The 14,758-nt window shown below is 71.9% G+C and carries 16 protein-coding genes; 5 read left to right on the forward strand and 11 right to left on the reverse strand.

Annotated elements, in window-relative coordinates; genetic code table 11:
• Positions 1 to 18: 18 nt before the first annotated feature.
• Positions 19 to 756, reverse strand: a complete 738-nt coding sequence (locus C1I97_RS15695) for a methionine ABC transporter permease (protein ID WP_111003835.1) — start codon at positions 754 to 756, stop codon at positions 19 to 21.
• Positions 753 to 1,799 (reverse strand): methionine ABC transporter ATP-binding protein, encoded by a 1,047-nt coding sequence (locus C1I97_RS15700; RefSeq protein WP_111003836.1) that lies wholly within the window; start codon positions 1,797 to 1,799, stop codon positions 753 to 755. Before C1I97_RS15700 ends, C1I97_RS15695 begins: the two co-directional genes overlap by 4 nt.
• Before the next feature lie 592 nt (positions 1,800 to 2,391).
• On the opposite strand from C1I97_RS15700, the gene C1I97_RS15705 reads away from it, so the two are divergent.
• The gene (locus tag C1I97_RS15705; RefSeq protein WP_111003837.1) at positions 2,392 to 2,751 is read left to right on the forward strand and encodes a hypothetical protein; all 360 of its coding nucleotides are present in this window, start codon (positions 2,392 to 2,394) and stop codon (positions 2,749 to 2,751) included.
• Positions 2,732 to 3,184 carry a hypothetical protein gene (locus tag C1I97_RS15710; RefSeq protein ID WP_441349119.1) on the forward strand — a complete coding sequence of 151 codons (453 nt, stop codon included), beginning with the start codon at positions 2,732 to 2,734 and terminating at the stop codon, positions 3,182 to 3,184. Before C1I97_RS15705 ends, C1I97_RS15710 begins: the two co-directional genes overlap by 20 nt.
• Positions 3,185 to 3,345: 161 nt before the next feature.
• On the opposite strand, the gene C1I97_RS15715 is transcribed toward C1I97_RS15710, so the two are convergent.
• Together C1I97_RS15715 and C1I97_RS15720 are read right to left on the reverse strand one after the other, a co-directional pair.
• On the reverse strand, positions 3,346 to 3,843 hold the full coding sequence (locus C1I97_RS15715; RefSeq protein WP_111003839.1) for a GNAT family N-acetyltransferase: 498 nt from the start codon (positions 3,841 to 3,843) through the stop codon (positions 3,346 to 3,348).
• A gap of 45 nt (positions 3,844 to 3,888) precedes the next feature.
• On the reverse strand, positions 3,889 to 4,164 hold the full coding sequence (locus tag C1I97_RS15720) for a hypothetical protein (RefSeq protein ID WP_111003849.1): 276 nt from the start codon (positions 4,162 to 4,164) through the stop codon (positions 3,889 to 3,891).
• Between the two features lie 362 nt (positions 4,165 to 4,526).
• Here C1I97_RS15720 and C1I97_RS15725 point away from each other — a divergent pair, with 362 nt between their 5' ends.
• Positions 4,527 to 5,198, forward strand: a complete 672-nt coding sequence (locus C1I97_RS15725; protein ID WP_111003840.1) for a lysophospholipid acyltransferase family protein — start codon at positions 4,527 to 4,529, stop codon at positions 5,196 to 5,198.
• A gap of 10 nt (positions 5,199 to 5,208) precedes the next feature.
• On the opposite strand, the gene C1I97_RS15730 is transcribed toward C1I97_RS15725, so the two are convergent.
• The 5 genes from C1I97_RS15730 to C1I97_RS15750 form a co-directional block, all read right to left on the reverse strand.
• Complete coding sequence (locus C1I97_RS15730) at positions 5,209 to 6,720, reverse strand: MFS transporter (protein WP_111003841.1); 1,512 nt, start codon at positions 6,718 to 6,720, stop codon at positions 5,209 to 5,211.
• Complete coding sequence (locus C1I97_RS15735) at positions 6,692 to 7,297, reverse strand: TetR/AcrR family transcriptional regulator (RefSeq protein WP_181446742.1); 606 nt, start codon at positions 7,295 to 7,297, stop codon at positions 6,692 to 6,694. The genes C1I97_RS15730 and C1I97_RS15735 overlap by 29 nt, the downstream gene beginning before the upstream one ends.
• 88 nt (positions 7,298 to 7,385) lie before the next feature.
• Entirely contained in the window at positions 7,386 to 8,357 is a 972-nt protein-coding gene (locus tag C1I97_RS15740) for an aldo/keto reductase (RefSeq protein WP_111003843.1), read from the reverse strand.
• Positions 8,358 to 8,431: 74 nt separating this feature from the next.
• Entirely contained in the window at positions 8,432 to 9,859 is a 1,428-nt protein-coding gene (argH, locus tag C1I97_RS15745; RefSeq protein WP_111003844.1) for an argininosuccinate lyase, read from the reverse strand.
• 100 nt (positions 9,860 to 9,959) lie between these two features.
• Positions 9,960 to 11,153 (reverse strand): argininosuccinate synthase, encoded by a 1,194-nt coding sequence (locus tag C1I97_RS15750; protein ID WP_111003845.1) that lies wholly within the window; start codon positions 11,151 to 11,153, stop codon positions 9,960 to 9,962.
• Between the two features lie 225 nt (positions 11,154 to 11,378).
• On the opposite strand from C1I97_RS15750, the gene C1I97_RS15755 reads away from it, so the two are divergent.
• On the forward strand, positions 11,379 to 11,828 hold the full coding sequence (locus C1I97_RS15755) for a hypothetical protein (RefSeq protein ID WP_111003846.1): 450 nt from the start codon (positions 11,379 to 11,381) through the stop codon (positions 11,826 to 11,828).
• A gap of 111 nt (positions 11,829 to 11,939) precedes the next feature.
• Positions 11,940 to 12,560 carry a pyridoxamine 5'-phosphate oxidase family protein gene (locus tag C1I97_RS15760; protein ID WP_111003847.1) on the forward strand — a complete coding sequence of 207 codons (621 nt, stop codon included), beginning with the start codon at positions 11,940 to 11,942 and terminating at the stop codon, positions 12,558 to 12,560.
• Here C1I97_RS15760 and C1I97_RS15765 read toward each other — a convergent pair.
• Together C1I97_RS15765 and C1I97_RS15770 are read right to left on the reverse strand one after the other, a co-directional pair.
• Positions 12,517 to 14,049, reverse strand: a complete 1,533-nt coding sequence (locus C1I97_RS15765) for a sensor histidine kinase (RefSeq protein ID WP_111003848.1) — start codon at positions 14,047 to 14,049, stop codon at positions 12,517 to 12,519. The two genes, C1I97_RS15760 and C1I97_RS15765, sit on opposite strands and share 44 nt — an antisense overlap.
• A partial coding sequence (locus tag C1I97_RS15770; protein WP_111003850.1) for a response regulator transcription factor occupies positions 14,046 to 14,758 on the reverse strand: 713 nt, incomplete at its 5' end. The genes C1I97_RS15765 and C1I97_RS15770, both read right to left, overlap by 4 nt.

Genomic DNA, 14,758 nt, shown 5'->3' on the forward strand with positions numbered 1-14,758 from the left:
GGGGAGTCGGGGGTGGCCTCAGGCGGCCTTGCTCACGTCGGCGGCCGCCTGCTCCCTGGCCTTCGGCAGCCGCAGCCTCGGCCCGGGGCCGGAGCGGCCGGAGCGGCGGTGCAGGGCGCGGGCGGCGGCGTCGCCGGCGAACTGGATGGCCGAGATGACCACGGCGAGGATCGCCACGGTGATCCACATCAGCTGGGTGTCGAAGCGCTGGTAGCCGTAGCGGATGGCGATGTCGCCGAGGCCGCCGGCGCCGACGGTGCCCGCCATCGCGGTGTAGCCGATCAGGGCGACGACCGTGGTGGTGGTCGAGGAGATCAGCGAGGGCAGGGACTCGGGTACGAGGACCTTGCGTACGACGGTCCAGGTGTTGCCGCCCATGGCCTGGACGGCCTCGACCAGCCCGCCGTCCACTTCGCGGACGGCCGTCTCGACGAGCCGGGCGAAGAAGGGGATGGCGCCGATGGCCAGCGGCACGATGGCGGCCTCGCGGCCGATCGTGGTGCCGGTGACCCAGCGGGTGAAGCCCATCAGGGCGACCATCAGGATGATGAACGGCATCGAGCGGGTGATGTTCACGACCTGCCCGATCACCTTGTTGGCGACCACGTTCTGCAGCAGCCCGCCCCGGTCGGTGAGGACCAGCAGGATGCCGAGGGGAAGGCCGCCGGCGACGGCGATGAGCGTGGACCAGCCGACCATGTAGAGGGTGTCCCAACAGGCCTCGGACAGCAGCGGCTGCATCTCGGACCAGGTCACTTGGCACCTTCCTTCGCCAGCACGGACTGCTGGGCCGCGGCGTGGTCGACGACGTCGATCTGCAGGCCCTGTTCGCGCAGGAAGCCGATGGGCACCACGTTGTCCTCGTAGTGGCCGGGCAGTTCGATGCGCATCCGGCCGACCTGGAGGCCGCCGACGGTGTCGATGGCGGCGCCGAGGATCGATATGTCGATGTTGTAGGTGCGGGCCAGCTGGGAGATGACGGGCTGGGTGGCGCTCTCGCCGTGGAAGGTGACGTCGACGACGGTCCGGTCCTCGCCGGAGGCGTCCCCACCGACCGGGAAGAGCGCGGCGGCCAGCTCCGAGCCCGGGGTGGCGAGCAGTTCGCTCACCGTGCCGGACTCGACGATGCGGCCCTTCTCCATGAGCGCGGCGGAGTCGCAGACGGACTTCACGACGTCCATCTCGTGCGTGATGAGCAGCACGGTCAGACCGAGCTGCCGGTTCAGGTCGCGCAGCAGCTTCAGGATGGAGCGGGTGGTCTCCGGGTCGAGGGCGCTGGTGGCCTCGTCGGACAGCAGGACCTTGGGGTCGCCGGCCAGGGCGCGGGCGATGCCGACGCGCTGCTTCTGGCCGCCGGAGAGCTGGGCGGGGTAGGCCCTGGCCTTGTCGGCGAGACCGACGAGGTCGAGCAGTTCGAGCGCCTTGCTGGAACGTTCCTTCCCGGACTTGCCGAGGATCTCCAGGGGCAGCTCGACGTTGTCCTGCACGGTGCGCGAGGACAGCAGGTTGAAGTGCTGGAAGACCATGCCGATCCGGCTGCGTGCCCGCCGCAGCTCCCTGCCCGCCCGGGGACCGCGCCCGGCGAGGGCGGTGAGGTCCTGACCGGCGACGGTGACCGTGCCGGAGGTGGGGCGCTCCAGCAGGTTGACGCAGCGGATCAGCGAGGACTTGCCGGCGCCGGACTGGCCGATGACGCCGTACACCTCGCCCTCGCGGACGTGCAGGTCGACGCCGTCGAGCGCGGTGATCTCGCGGCCGCGCGAACTGTAGACCTTGGTGAGGCCCGATGTGGTGATCACGTGGGTTTCCGTCACTGTCGAGTGCGCGGCGCGTCCTGGGCGCCGGGCACGGCATTCATGGTCGGGTACAGCCAGAACGCAGCACGGTTCCCGCAAAGGAGCTCGAACCGGGAGAAACGTGTGCGCGGGGGCGTGGCTCAGCCGCGGGCGCCGGGCGGACCGGGCGCGGGCATGAGCGGGCTCTCGCTTCGGGGCGCGAGGCTCAGCTGGTGCAGGGGCCCTCTAGCAGGCACACATTCGACGTACAGCACCCATGCAACGAGCACCGGGCGGCACAGTCGCCTCGGTCGCCGGGATGCGGTCGCTCGTCGTGGTCATGCGATCAGTAAACCAGACCTACGGTGCTGACAGCCCACCCCTGTCCACATGCTGGACGCGCGTGGACACCCGGCTCGCACGGCGCGGACCTCGGGGTTCGCGCCGGTGACCAGTACGGACAAGGCCCGTCACGGCCGTTGGGGAGACCGGGGCCGGGGCACGCGGCGTGCCGGGCTGTGGCCAACGCCACGGCGGCGGGCTCGTGGACGGTCGGCCGGAATCGCAGGGCCGGGCCGGGCGCTGCGGCGTCTTCGCCCCGTAATAAGGTCGCAGCATGCTTGATGCCCTGACGCTGGTGACCGGCGTCGCCGCGCTGCTGCTCGCCGCCTGGTGCGGCTGGGCGGCCTACCGCGACCAGCCGACGAAGGACTGGCACTTCATCGGGATGGCCGTGGTCTCGGTGCTGGCCCTGGTCCAGCTGGTGATCGGGTGCGTGGCGCTGGCGCGGGGCGAGAAGCCGGCCCAGGGGACGACGATCTTCGTGGCGTATCTGCTGGGCGCCTTCGCGTGCGTCCCGGCGGCCGGGTTCATGTCGCTGGCCGAGCGCACGCGCTGGGGTTCGGTGACGGTCGCGGCCGGCGGTGTCGTTCTCGCCGTCCTGGAGGTGCGGCTCTATGACATCTGGGGAGGCTGAGGTGACCGCCGTGGAGGAGAAGCCGGCCAGGGCCCGGCTCATCAGCGGTCCGGGCATGCTGCTGGTCTGGCTGTACGGCGTGATGGTCGTCGGCGCGGTGTCGCGCTCGGTCTACCAGATCGCGACCGAGTTCGACCGGGCGCCGCTCGCCTACTCGCTGTCGGCCGTCGCCGGCGTGGTGTACGGCTTCATCACGTACTCGCTGGTGCGCGGCGGGGAGACGGCTCGCAGGCTGGCCCTGGTGTGCTGCGCGGCGGAGCTCGCGGGTGTGCTGGCGGTCGGGACGTGGACCCTCGTCGACCCGTCCGCGTTCCCCGACGCGACCGTGTGGTCGAAGTACGGCATGGGCTACCTCTTCATCCCGGTACTGCTTCCGCTGTCGGCCGTGTACTGGCTGCGCAAGGCCCAAAAGCAGCAGCCGGAAGCCGCCTGAGTCCGCGACTCGGCCGGGCCCGTCCGGCGGATCATGCCGGAACCGCGGGGCCCGGCACGCCCTCCCCCAAGCTCTTGACGAGCAGGAGACCCCCATCGCCCCCGCGCACCTGGGCCGAGGAGCGCCGCTGCTCGGAGCCGGCCCGATCCGCCGGACAGGCCCTACGCGGTCGCCGCGTAGGTGCCGGCCGGTTTCTCCAGGACGACCATCGGGACGCCGTCGGCGCCCTGGGAGGTACCCACCGGCTGGTAGCCGACGCGCCGGTACAGGCGCAGGCTGCCCTCGCTGCGGTGGCCGGTGTGCAGGCGGAACCTGGTGGCGCCGCGCTCCTCGGCCAGCGCGGACTCGGCCGCGCGCAGCAGCCGGGCGCCGATGCCGTGCCCCTGCAGGCGCGGGTGGACGCAGAGCATGCCGATGGAGGCCGCGCCGTCCTCGGTGATCCGGCCGCGCACCGAGCCGACCACCTCCTCGCCGAGCCGCGCCACGAAGACGCAGTCCCGGGCGACCTCCTGACGGACCGAGTCGAGACTCTCGACGAGCGGGTCGATGCGGTAGTTGCCGTAGAGGGCCGCCTCGCTCTGGAAGCACAGGTACTGCAGCCTGAAGATCTGCTCCGCGTCCTGTTCGGTCGCCGCAGAGATGGTCACGCTCATGCCCATGTGCGCACGCCTCCCGCTCACCTGATCACCTGCCGTCCCTCACTCCTATCCCCGCGCCTGACGGGCCGCAACCTCCGGGGCGAGCAAACATCGCAGACATCCCAGACATCTGGAACGTTCCGGGCCGAGGCTGCCCTGTGAGATACCCAACTGCCCCGCGAACTCCCGGTAGGTGAGGTCCCCCGGCGACAACAGCGCCTCCAGCAGCCGTGGCCGGACCGCCTGTTCGAGGTCGCCGGGCTCCGTTCCGCAGGCGTGTGCCTCCGCAGAGGCCTCGGCGGCGAGCAGCGGGCGCCGGGCGGTGAGCAGGTCGTGCGTCAGGTGCGGCACGACGCGGCCGTCCCGGCAGCGGGTTGCCGGGACGGCCGGGGTTCACCCCAAACGGGTCGGAAGGTCCGGCGATTGACGTGTCGGCAGGTCCAGCCCGGGAAAACGGGAACGGAGCACGGCGTGGGCGGCCGCGATCGGCGCCCCGGACCGCCTCCGAAAAGGTGAGCGACCTCCGTCACAGCGTTCCGTACGGGTTACCGGGGTGCGACAGGCTTTCCGCGCAGGTAAACGTATGTCAATAGTGCGTAAGACGTGGTGAGCCCGATGTGCAATCGGGCCCGGGGCGCGAGTATCGTCCTCACCTGCACAGACTCCCGCACAATCCCTCGACATCTCTGACACCGGAGGGCCCGTTGTCCCGCTTCGTGTTCATCAAGGCAGTGCTCGGACCGATCATGCGCCTGATGTTCCGCCCACGGGTGGAGGGCGCGGAGCGCATCCCGGGCGACGGCCCCGTCATCCTGGCCGGCAACCACCTGACCTTCATCGACTCGATGATCCTGCCCCTCGTCTGCGACCGGCAGGTCTTCTTCATCGGCAAGGACGAGTACGTCACGGGCAAGGGCCTCAAGGGCCGGCTGATGGCCTGGTTCTTCACCGGGGTCGGCATGATCCCGGTCGACCGCGACGGCGGCAAGGGCGGGGTCGCGGCTCTGATGACGGGGCGCCGGATCCTGGAGGAGGGCAACATCTTCGGCATCTACCCCGAGGGCACGCGCTCCCCCGACGGCCGTCTGTACCGGGGGCGCACCGGTATCGCGCGTCTGACGCTGATGACCGGTGCGCCGGTGGTGCCGTTCGCGATGATCGGCACGGACAAGATCCAGCCGGGTGGGTCGGGGATGCCGCGGCCGTGCCGGGTCACGGTCCGCTTCGGCGAGCCGATGGAGTTCTCCCGGTACGAGGGGATGGACCGGGACCGGTACGTGCTGCGGGCGGTGACGGATTCTGTGATGACCGAGGTCATGCGGCTGTCCGGCCAGGAGTACGTCGACATGTACGCCACCAAGGCGAAGGCCGCGTGACCCACGCTCCTCACAGTCTCTGACCCTTCAGCAGGAACCACGCTGCCGCCGCCGTCGCCAGCAGGACCGCCGCTCCCGCTCCCGAGGCCAGGTGGAGGCCGTGGAGGAAGGCGTCCCGGGCCGCGTGGAGCAGGGCCTCGGAGGTGGGGGACGGCAGGGCCGCCGCCGCCTCCACCGCGCCGCCCAGGGACTCGTGGGCCGCCGGTGGTGTGCCCGCCGGGCCGGTGAAGTCGCGGTAGGTGGCCGTGACGACGGAGCCGAGCAGGGCGATGCCGAGGGCCGCGCCGAGTTCGTACGCCGTCTCGGAGACCGCCGAGGCCGCGCCCGCCTGGTCCTTGGGTACGCCGGCCAGGATCACGTCGGCGGTCACCGTGAAGGAGAAGCCGGCGCCGACGCCGACCACCAGCAGGGCGGTGCCCAGCAGCGGGTAGCCGGTGGACTGGGTGAGGGTGGTCAGGACGGCCAGCGCCAGGCCCACGGCGGCCAGCCCGCCGGAGACCACGGCCCGCACGGAGAAGCGCCGGGCCGCCCGGCCAGCCAGCAGGCCGGCCGCCACCGCGCCCACGGCGGCGGGCACTTCGGCCAGGCCTGCCTCCAACGGCCGCCTGCCCTGCACCAGTTGCAGATACTGGGACAGGAAGAACACCAGACCGGACATGCCGAGCACGGTCAGCAGGTCGGCCAGGACGGCGCCGGAGAAGCCCCGGTCGCGGAAGAGCCGTATGTCCAGCAGCGGGGTCGGCAGGGTGAGCTGGCGGCGGACGAAGCCGTACAGCGCGGCCGCGCCCAGCAGGCCCGTGGCCAGGACCGTCCAGGTGACTCCGTGCGCGGCGGCCTCCTTGACGGCGTAGACGACACCGACCGTGCCGACCAGCGACAGGACGACGCCGGCCAGGTCCCAGGGGCCCGGGCTGGGGTTGCGGGACTCGGGCAGCAGCCGGATGCCGACCAGGACGAGCACCGCCATCACGGGCAGGTTGACGAGGAAGACCGAGCCCCACCAGAAGTGCTCCAGCAGGACTCCGCCGGCGATCGGGCCGACCGCCGTGCCGGCCGAGGCGGTCGCGCCCCAGATGCCGACGGCGAGGCTGCGCTCGCGCGGGTCGTGGAAGAGGTTGCGGATCAGGGCGAGCGTGGCGGGCATCAGGGTGGCGCCGGCGACGCCGAGCAGCGCCCGGGCCAGGATCATCAGCTCGGGCGTGGTGGCGTAGGCGTTGAGGACGGATATCGCGCCGAACGCCGTGGCGCCGCCGAGCAGGATGCGCTTGCGGCCGATGCGGTCGCCGAGGCTGCCCATGGAGACCAGCAGACCGGCGATGACGAACGAGTAGATGTCTCCTATCCACAGCAGCTGGGTGCCGGAGGGCCTGAGGTCCTCGCTGATGTAGGGGGTCGCGAGACCGAGGACGGTCGCGTCGACGGCCACCAGCAGCACGGCCAGGACGAGGACGCAGAGCGCGAGCCAGCAGCCCGGGCGCTCCTCCACCCCCTCCTCATGTGCCGGCTGCAGGGTGCTGGTCATGATTCCTCTCTCCGTGGTTCTCCCGCGCCGGCTCTTCTGTGCGCAGCGCACCGCCGAGCATCAGCTCGACGATCATGTGCTGGAAGTCCTTGGGAGCGGCCCTGCCGCTCAGGACGACGTAGGCGCCGGAGGCGATCAGCCCGAACAGCGCCTCGGTGAGCCAGGCCGGGGTGAGGTCGATGCGGAACTCGCCGCTGAGCCGGCCGCGCCGGAACAGCGCGGAGACGCGCTCGTCGATCCGGGCCCAGCCCTCGTTCTGCTCCTCGCCCTCGAACAGCTGGTTCTCGGTGTAGAGGAAGGAGAGCAGCCCGGCGGCCGGCTCGAGCTCGCGGACCAGCCTCCGTACGGCGTCGGCGGCCGGCCCCTCCTCCGGGCGGGCGGCGTCGAGGGCGGCCTCGCACTCCTCGATGCCGAGCGCTTCCAGCGCCCTGACCAGGGCTTCCCGCCCGGCGAAGTGGCGGTGCAGCGTGGCCCGGCTGATTCCGGCCGCTCTGGCGACCTCGTCCAGGGTGGCGGTGGATTTGTGGGCGAGCAGGGCGGCTGCGCTGCGCAGCACGTGGTCACGGTCGACGGCCATGAGACAACAATACCTCACATGAGACACCAATGTCTCACGATAGGCATGCGTGTCTCACCGCCTCGTGTTCGTGGAAGTGTGGTGGGGCTCAGTGCCAGGGCAGCTGTCCGCGTTGCCGCCAGTACGTCTGCGGGTCCTCCGCCAGCGCGTCCAGACGGGCGAGCTGGTCCTCGTCGAGGTCCACGGCCGGGGCGTGCAGGTTGGAGGCGAGCTGGCCGAGGGTGGCGGCGCCGGAGAGGACGACCCCGGCCCACGGACGGCGCAGGATCAGGGCGAGGGCGACCGCGTCGCAGCCGAGGCCCGTCTCCCGGGCCACGGCCTTGAGGGGCTCGGGGGCATGGGGCTCCGCGAGGCGCCCGTTGGCCATGCCCTCCTTGACGATCACCGTGAGCCCGGCGTCGTGTGCCTCGGCGAGGGCGGGTCCGGCGGAGGTCTCCAGGACGTTGTACGTCGACTGGACGGTGCGGAAGAGGCGTTCGCCGTCGACGGTCACGGCGAGGGCGGCCCGGACGGCGTCGGCCTGGGCGGGCCCGCTGGTGGAGAAGCCGATGGTGAGCCCCTGCGCGGCGGCCTCGGCGAGGCGTGCGTGCAGTTCCTTGTCGGTGAGGGCGGGGCTGTCCGGGGTCACCGAGTGGATCTGGTAGAGGTCGAGGCGGTCGCCGAGCAGTGCGGCGGTCTCGGCGCGCTGTCGCTCGTAGGCGGCGAGGCTGTGGTCCTTGACCTCGTGCCGCTCGGCGTCGGTGGTCCAGTCCGCCGTGTAGGTGTAGCCCCACTTGCTGCCGATCACCACGTCGGCGGCGTCGGGGCGGGCCCTGAGCCAGTCGGCCAGGAACTCCTCGGAGCGGCCGTAGGAGCGGGCGGCGTCGAAGTAGCGGACGCCCTGGGCGTAGGCGGCGTCCAGGAGTTCGTGGGTGCGCTCGCGCAGGGCGTCGACGGTGCGGTCGGCCGGGAGGTCGCGGTCCCGGCCGAGGTTGATGTAGCCGGGCCGCCCGACGGCGGCGAGCCCCAGGCCGATGTGGCAGGTGGGAGTCGTGGCGGAGGCCAGTCGGGCGAAGGGCATCGCGGGCTCCGTTCGGTCGGTTCCTTACGGCTTCGGACCAACGTAACCCGCGACGCCCCGCCAGGTGCGTACCGTTACTTCTTCGCGTCCGCCCACTGGTGCTGCGCCGCCACGTCCGCCTTGACCTCGGCGAGCTGGACGGCGACCGCGCTCGGGGCGGTGCCGCCGCGCCCGCTGCGGGAGGCGAGGGCTCCGGGGACGTTGAGGACGGTGCGCACCTCGGGGGTCAGGTGGGCGGAGATCTTCGCGAACTGCTCGTCGGTGAGCTCGTCCAGCTCCTTGCCCTCGGCCTCGGCGGCCTTCACGCACTCACCGGCGACCTCGTGCGCCACCCGGAACGGCACGCCCTGCCTGACCAGCCACTCGGCGATGTCGGTGGCCAGTGAGAAGCCGGCCGGGGCCAGCTCCTCCATGCGCTCGCGGTGGACGGTGAGGGTGGCGATCATCCCGGTGAACGCGGGGAGCAGGACCTCGAGCTGGTCGCAGGAGTCGAAGACGGGCTCCTTGTCCTCCTGCAGGTCGCGGTTGTAGGCGAGGGGCAGGGCCTTCAGCGTCGCCATCAGGCCCGTCAGGTTGCCGATCAGCCGGCCGGACTTGCCGCGGGCCAGCTCCGCGATGTCCGGGTTCTTCTTCTGCGGCATGATCGAGGAGCCGGTGGAGAAGGCGTCGTGCAGGGTCACGAAGGAGAACTCCTTCGTGTTCCAGATGATGATCTCCTCGGCGATGCGGGAGAGGTTCACGCCGATCATCGCGGTGATGAAGGCGAACTCGGCGACGAAGTCCCGGGAGGCCGTGCCGTCGATGGAGTTGCCGGCGCTGCCGTGCTCGAAGCCGAGGTCCCGCGCCACCGCCTCCGGGTCCAGGCCGAGGGAGGAACCCGCCAGCGCGCCCGAGCCGTACGGCGACACCGCCGTCCGCTCGTCCCACTGGCGCAGCCGCTCGGCGTCCCGCGCCAGGGACTGGACGTGCGCGAGGACGTGGTGGGCGAAGAGGACGGGCTGGGCGTGCTGGAGGTGGGTGCGGCCGGGCATGGCCACGTCCGGGTGGGCCTCCGCGAGCCCGATCAGCGCGTCCTGGAGGTCGGCGATCAGGCCGCCGATGATCCGGGCGTGGTCGCGCAGGTACATGCGGAAGAGGGTGGCGACCTGGTCGTTGCGGGACCGGCCGGCGCGCAGCTTGCCGCCGAGGTCGGGGCCGAGGCGCTCGAGCAGGCCGCGCTCCAGGGCGGTGTGCACGTCCTCGTCGGCGATGGTGCCGGTGAAGGAGCCGTCGGCGACGTCCGCCTCGAGCCGGTCGAGCCCGGCCAGCATGCGCTGGAGCTCGTCCTCGGTGAGCAGGCCCGCCGTGTGCAGCACGCGCGCGTGGGCGCGGGAGCCGGCGATGTCGTAGGGCGCGAGCCGCCAGTCGAAGTGGACGGACGCGGACAGCTTCGCCAGGGCCTCGGCGGGGCCGTCGGCGAAACGGCCGCCCCAGAGCCGTACGTCACCGCTGTTGCTGCTCACTGCGTTGCTCCTCGGAAGATGGCGGTGTGCGACCGCCTCCCCACTTTCGGCGAGCGAGGAGGCGGCTGTCAGGCTGGTGCGTGCGAGGTGACCCGCGGGGTCAGGCCAGGTCGCGCTTGGCGGCGATCTTCGACGACAGGCTGTAGATGTCGATGAAGCCCTTCGCGGCGGACTGGTCGAACGTGTCGCCGGTGTCGTAGGTCGCCAGGTTGAAGTCGTACAGCGACTCCTGCGAGCGCCGGCCGGTGACGACCGCGCGACCGCCGTGCAGGGTCATCCGGACGTCGCCGGAGACGTGCTGGTTGGCCTCGTTGATGAAGCCGTCCAGGGCGCGCTTGAGCGGGGAGAACCACAGGCCGTCGTAGACGAGTTCGCCCCAGCGCTGCTCGACCTGCCGCTTGTAGCGGGCGAGTTCGCGCTCGACGGTGACGTTCTCCAGCTCCTGGTGGGCGGTGATCAGGGCGATCGCGCCCGGAGCCTCGTACACCTCGCGCGACTTGATGCCGACGAGGCGGTCCTCGACCATGTCGATCCGGCCGATGCCCTGGGCGCCGGCGCGCTCGTTGAGCTGCTGGATGGCCTGCAGGACGGTGACGGGCTTGCCGTCGATGGCGACCGGGACGCCCTCCTTGAAGGTGACGATCACCTCGTCGGGCTCGCGGGAGAGGGCCGGGTTCTGGGTGTACTCGTAGATGTCCTCGATCGGCGCGTTCCAGATGTCCTCGAGGAAGCCGGTCTCGACGGCGCGGCCGAAGACGTTCTGGTCGATGGAGTACGGGGACTTCTTGGTGGTCGCGATCGGGAGGTTCTTCTCCTCGCAGAACGCGATGGCCTTGTCCCGGGTCATCGCGTAGTCGCGGACCGGGGCGATGCACTTCAGGTCGGGGGCGAGGGCGACGATGCCGGCCTCGAAGCGGACCTGGTCGTTGCCCTTGCCGGTGCAGCCGTGGGCGACGGTGGTGGCGCCGTGCTTCTTGGCGGCGGCGACCAGGTGCTTGACGATCGTGGGCCGGGACAGGGCGGAGACCAGCGGGTAGCGGTCCATGTAGAGGGCGTTGGCCTTGATCGCCGGGAGGCAGTACTCGTCGGCGAACTCGTCCTTGGCGTCGGCGACCTCGGCCTCGACGGCACCGCAGGCGAGCGCGCGCTTGCGGATGACGTCCAGGTCCTCGCCGCCCTGGCCGACGTCGACCGCAACGGCGATGACCTCGGCGCCCGTCTCCTCGGCGATCCAGCCGATGGCGACGGAGGTGTCCAGACCGCCCGAGTAGGCGAGTACGACGCGCTCGGTCACGGGTTTCTCCTCACACTGCATTCGCTGACATGCATGAGTATGCAGAACTCTGCATGGTTCGTCAATCCCGGGCGGGGCGTGGCGTGGCACCACGGGTTCCGAAAGGCGCTGGTGAAACTCCCTCGCCACTCCTTGAACGAGGGCAACCGCTTTCCCGTACCTCTCGCAGAACGCAGGCGCCGCGTTCGCCAGGCCAGACACCCCCGACCCGAGTGAGGCATCCGCATGTCCAGGGCTCTTCCGAAGTACGACAGGCGCCGCGTCGCGTTCATCGGCGGCGCGGCCGCGGTGGTGCTGTCCGGCGCGGTCGTCGCCGGTTCCGCGTTGGCCGGGGAGACGTCCCAGCAGGGCGGCGCCCAAAGCGCCCGGACCCTGGCGAGCCCCGGCACCATCACCTGCCCCGACGTGAAGTCCCAGCTCCCCGCGGTCCCCGCCTCCGCCCAGGCCGAGATCGACCGCAACCTCGCCCTGCTCGACACCCAGGTCCAGGAGGCCAACACCCGTCTGCAGAACACCGTCGGACAGGGCGGCCCCGACTTCGTGCAGAACGCGATCCTCGGCCCGCTCAAGGACAAGCGCGTGGCCGCCATCGACCGCATCGCCATCGCCATCGGCCGTACGTCGGCCAAGCCGCAGGGGCTGGATTCCCTGGCCGCCTGCACGCTCACCCAGTGAGGTGACAGGCAGCCGTGGCCGCCCCGAACAAACGCCGGCCGGGGCGGCCACGGTGGGACGGACCCGCAATTCCTTAGACAGCCAAAAGAAATGCCTGAATAATCGTCAGACATGGGAAAGACCTATGAGCGCATAGACGGCAGGCTGCGCACGTTCATCGAGGAGCAGCCCCTCTTCTTCACCGCGACCGCCCCGCTGTCCGGCGATGGCACGATCAATCTCTCCCCCAAGGGACTGAAGGGCTCCTTCGCGGTGCTCGACGAGCACACCGTGGCCTATCTGGACTTCGCCGGGTCCAACGCGGAGACGATCGCGCACCTGCGCGAGAACGGCCGGATCACCCTCATGTGGTGCGCCTTCCAGGGACCGCCCACCATCGTGCGCGTCCACGGCAGGGGCGAGCCGGTCTTCCGCGACGACCCGCGTTTCGAGGACCTGCTCACCCGTTTCCCCGACATCGACCCGGTCTCCCACGGACTGCGCGCGATCATCGTCGTGCGTGCCGGACTGATCCGGGACACCTGCGGATACGCGGTGCCCTTCATGGCGTACGAGGCGGACCGCGACCTGCACGGCAGGCGCTTCGCCCGCGAGGACGACGCCTCGCTGAACGAGTACTTCACCAGGAAGGAGCACGTGGCCACCAGCCTGGACGGCCTGCCCGGGCTGCCGCTGCCCCTGCCGCCGTCTACGGCCCGACCCCTCCGCCGTCCGCCGGCAGCCGCACCGTGAACGTCGTCGAGCCGGGGCGGCTGTCCAGGCCGACGCTTCCGCCGTGGGCCTGGACCACGGCCGCCACGATCGACAGGCCGAGTCCCGCCCCGGCACCGCCGGAGGGGTCCGTGCGGCGGCGGTCGGCGCGGGTGAAGCGTTCGAAGACGCCCGGCCGGACGTCCTCGGGGACGCCGGGGCCGTCGTCGTGGACCCGGAGGACCACCGTGGTGGCGGCGTTCTCCTGGCCGGTCTCCAGGTCCAGGGACACCGTCACCTCGGTACCCACGGGTGTGTGCAGACGCGCGTTGGCCAGCAGGTTGGCCAGCACCTGCTGGAGCCGGTGGGCGTCGCCGGTCACCGTCACCGGGTCCTCCGGAAGCTCCATGGTCCAGCGGTGCCCGGGGCCCGCAGCCCGGGCGTCCGTCACCGCGTCCAGAACCAGGCGGGTGAGGTCGACCGGCCGTCGCTCCAGGGGGCGGCCGGCGTCCAGGCGGGCCAGCAGCAGCATCTCGTCGACCATCTCGCCCATCCGGGCGGACTCGGCGGCGATCCGTTCCAGCGCACGGGTGACCCCGGGCGGCACCGGTCCCGGGTGCAGCAGCGCGAGCTCGGCGTGCCCGCGCACCGAGGCGACCGGGGTGCGCAGCTCGTGGCTGGCGTCGGCGGCGAAACCGCGCAGCCGCTCCTCGACGGCGTGCCGCTTCGTCAGCGCGTCCTCGACGTGGTGGAGCATGCGGTTGAAGGCGGCGGCGACCTGACCCACCTCGCTGCGCGGGTCGGTCCGCGGCGCCCGCGGCGGCAGCGCCACCTCTCCGCTGGCCAGCGGCAGCTCGCTGACCCGCACGGCGGTCTGAGCGACCCGGCGCAGCGGCCGCAGCGCCCAGCGCACCCACAGGGCCCCGGCGATCCCGGCGGCGGCCAGCGCGAGCCCGAAGACGGTCCCGGCGACCAGTTCGAGCCGGTGGACCGCGGCCCGCACCGGCTCCATCGGCAGCCCGGTGACCAGCACGTCGCCGTCCCGGCCCGGCCAGGCCGCCAGCCGGTAGTCGCCCAGCTCGGACAGGTGCACCGTGTGCCCGCCACGGCCCACCCCGAGCCCGGCCAGCGCCGCGCGGTCGGCGGCGGTGAGGGTGACGCCGCCGCCCGGATGGGACCCGGAGGGGACCACCGCCACCTGGGTCACCGTGCCGTCCAGCAGCCGGGCACCGAAGGTGGCCGCGGCCTGGCGGCGGGTGTCGCCGTGCTCGTCGCCGTCGTGGTCGGAGGGCTTGACGGCCGGGGCGGCGCCGTGCTCCAGGCTCTTCGGGAAGCTCGGCCCGGTCTGCTGCAGCTGCTGGTCGAGCCGGCCGGTGAGGAAGCCGTCCAGCTCCCAGACCGCGGCCACCCCGACGGCCGCGCAGCTCACGGCGAGCAGTACCACCAGGCCGAAGGTGAGCCGGGCGCGCAGCGTGCGCGGCCGGGGCAGCCGCCGTGTCCACCGGGTCCGGGCCCGCGGCGCCGCCCTCACCGCAGGGCCGGCTTCAGCACGTACCCGGCCCCGCGCACCGTGTGGATCATGGGCTCCCGGCCGGCGTCCACCTTCTTGCGCAGGTAGGAGATGTACAGCTCCACCACATGGGCCTGGCCGCCGAAGTCGTACGACCACACGTGGTCCAGGATCTGCGCCTTGCTCAGCACCCGGCGCGGGTTGTGCATCAGGAAGCGCAGCAGTTCGAACTCGGTCGGGGACAGCTCGATCAGCTCTCCCGCCCGGGTGACCTCGCGGGCGTCCTCGTCCATGGCCAGGTCGCCCACGGTCAGCCGCGGGCCCTCCTGGAGCTGCCGGGCCATGCCGGCGCGGCGCAGCAGTCCGCGCAGCCGGGCGACCACCTCCTCCAGGCTGAACGGTTTGGTCACGTAGTCGTCGCCGCCCGCGGTGATCCCCGCGATGCGGTCCTCCACCGCGTCCCGGGCGGTGAGGAAGAGCACACAGACGCCCGGCTGCACGGCGTGCAGCTCGCGCAGCACGGCGAAGCCGTCACCGTCCGGGAGCATCACGTCGAGGACGACGGCGTCGGGCCGCAGCTCGCGGGCCGCGGCGGCGGCCGAGGTCCCGTCGCCGGCGGTGCGGACCTGCCAGCCCTGGTAGCGCAGGGCTCCCGAGAGCACCTCGGCGAGGTCCGGATCGTCGTCGACGACGAGGACCCGCACGGGAGTGCCGTCGGGGCGGGTGAGGG

The sequence above is a fragment of the Streptomyces sp. NTH33 genome (assembly GCF_003236365.1).
Classification (GTDB): Bacteria; Actinomycetota; Actinomycetes; order Streptomycetales; family Streptomycetaceae; genus Streptomyces.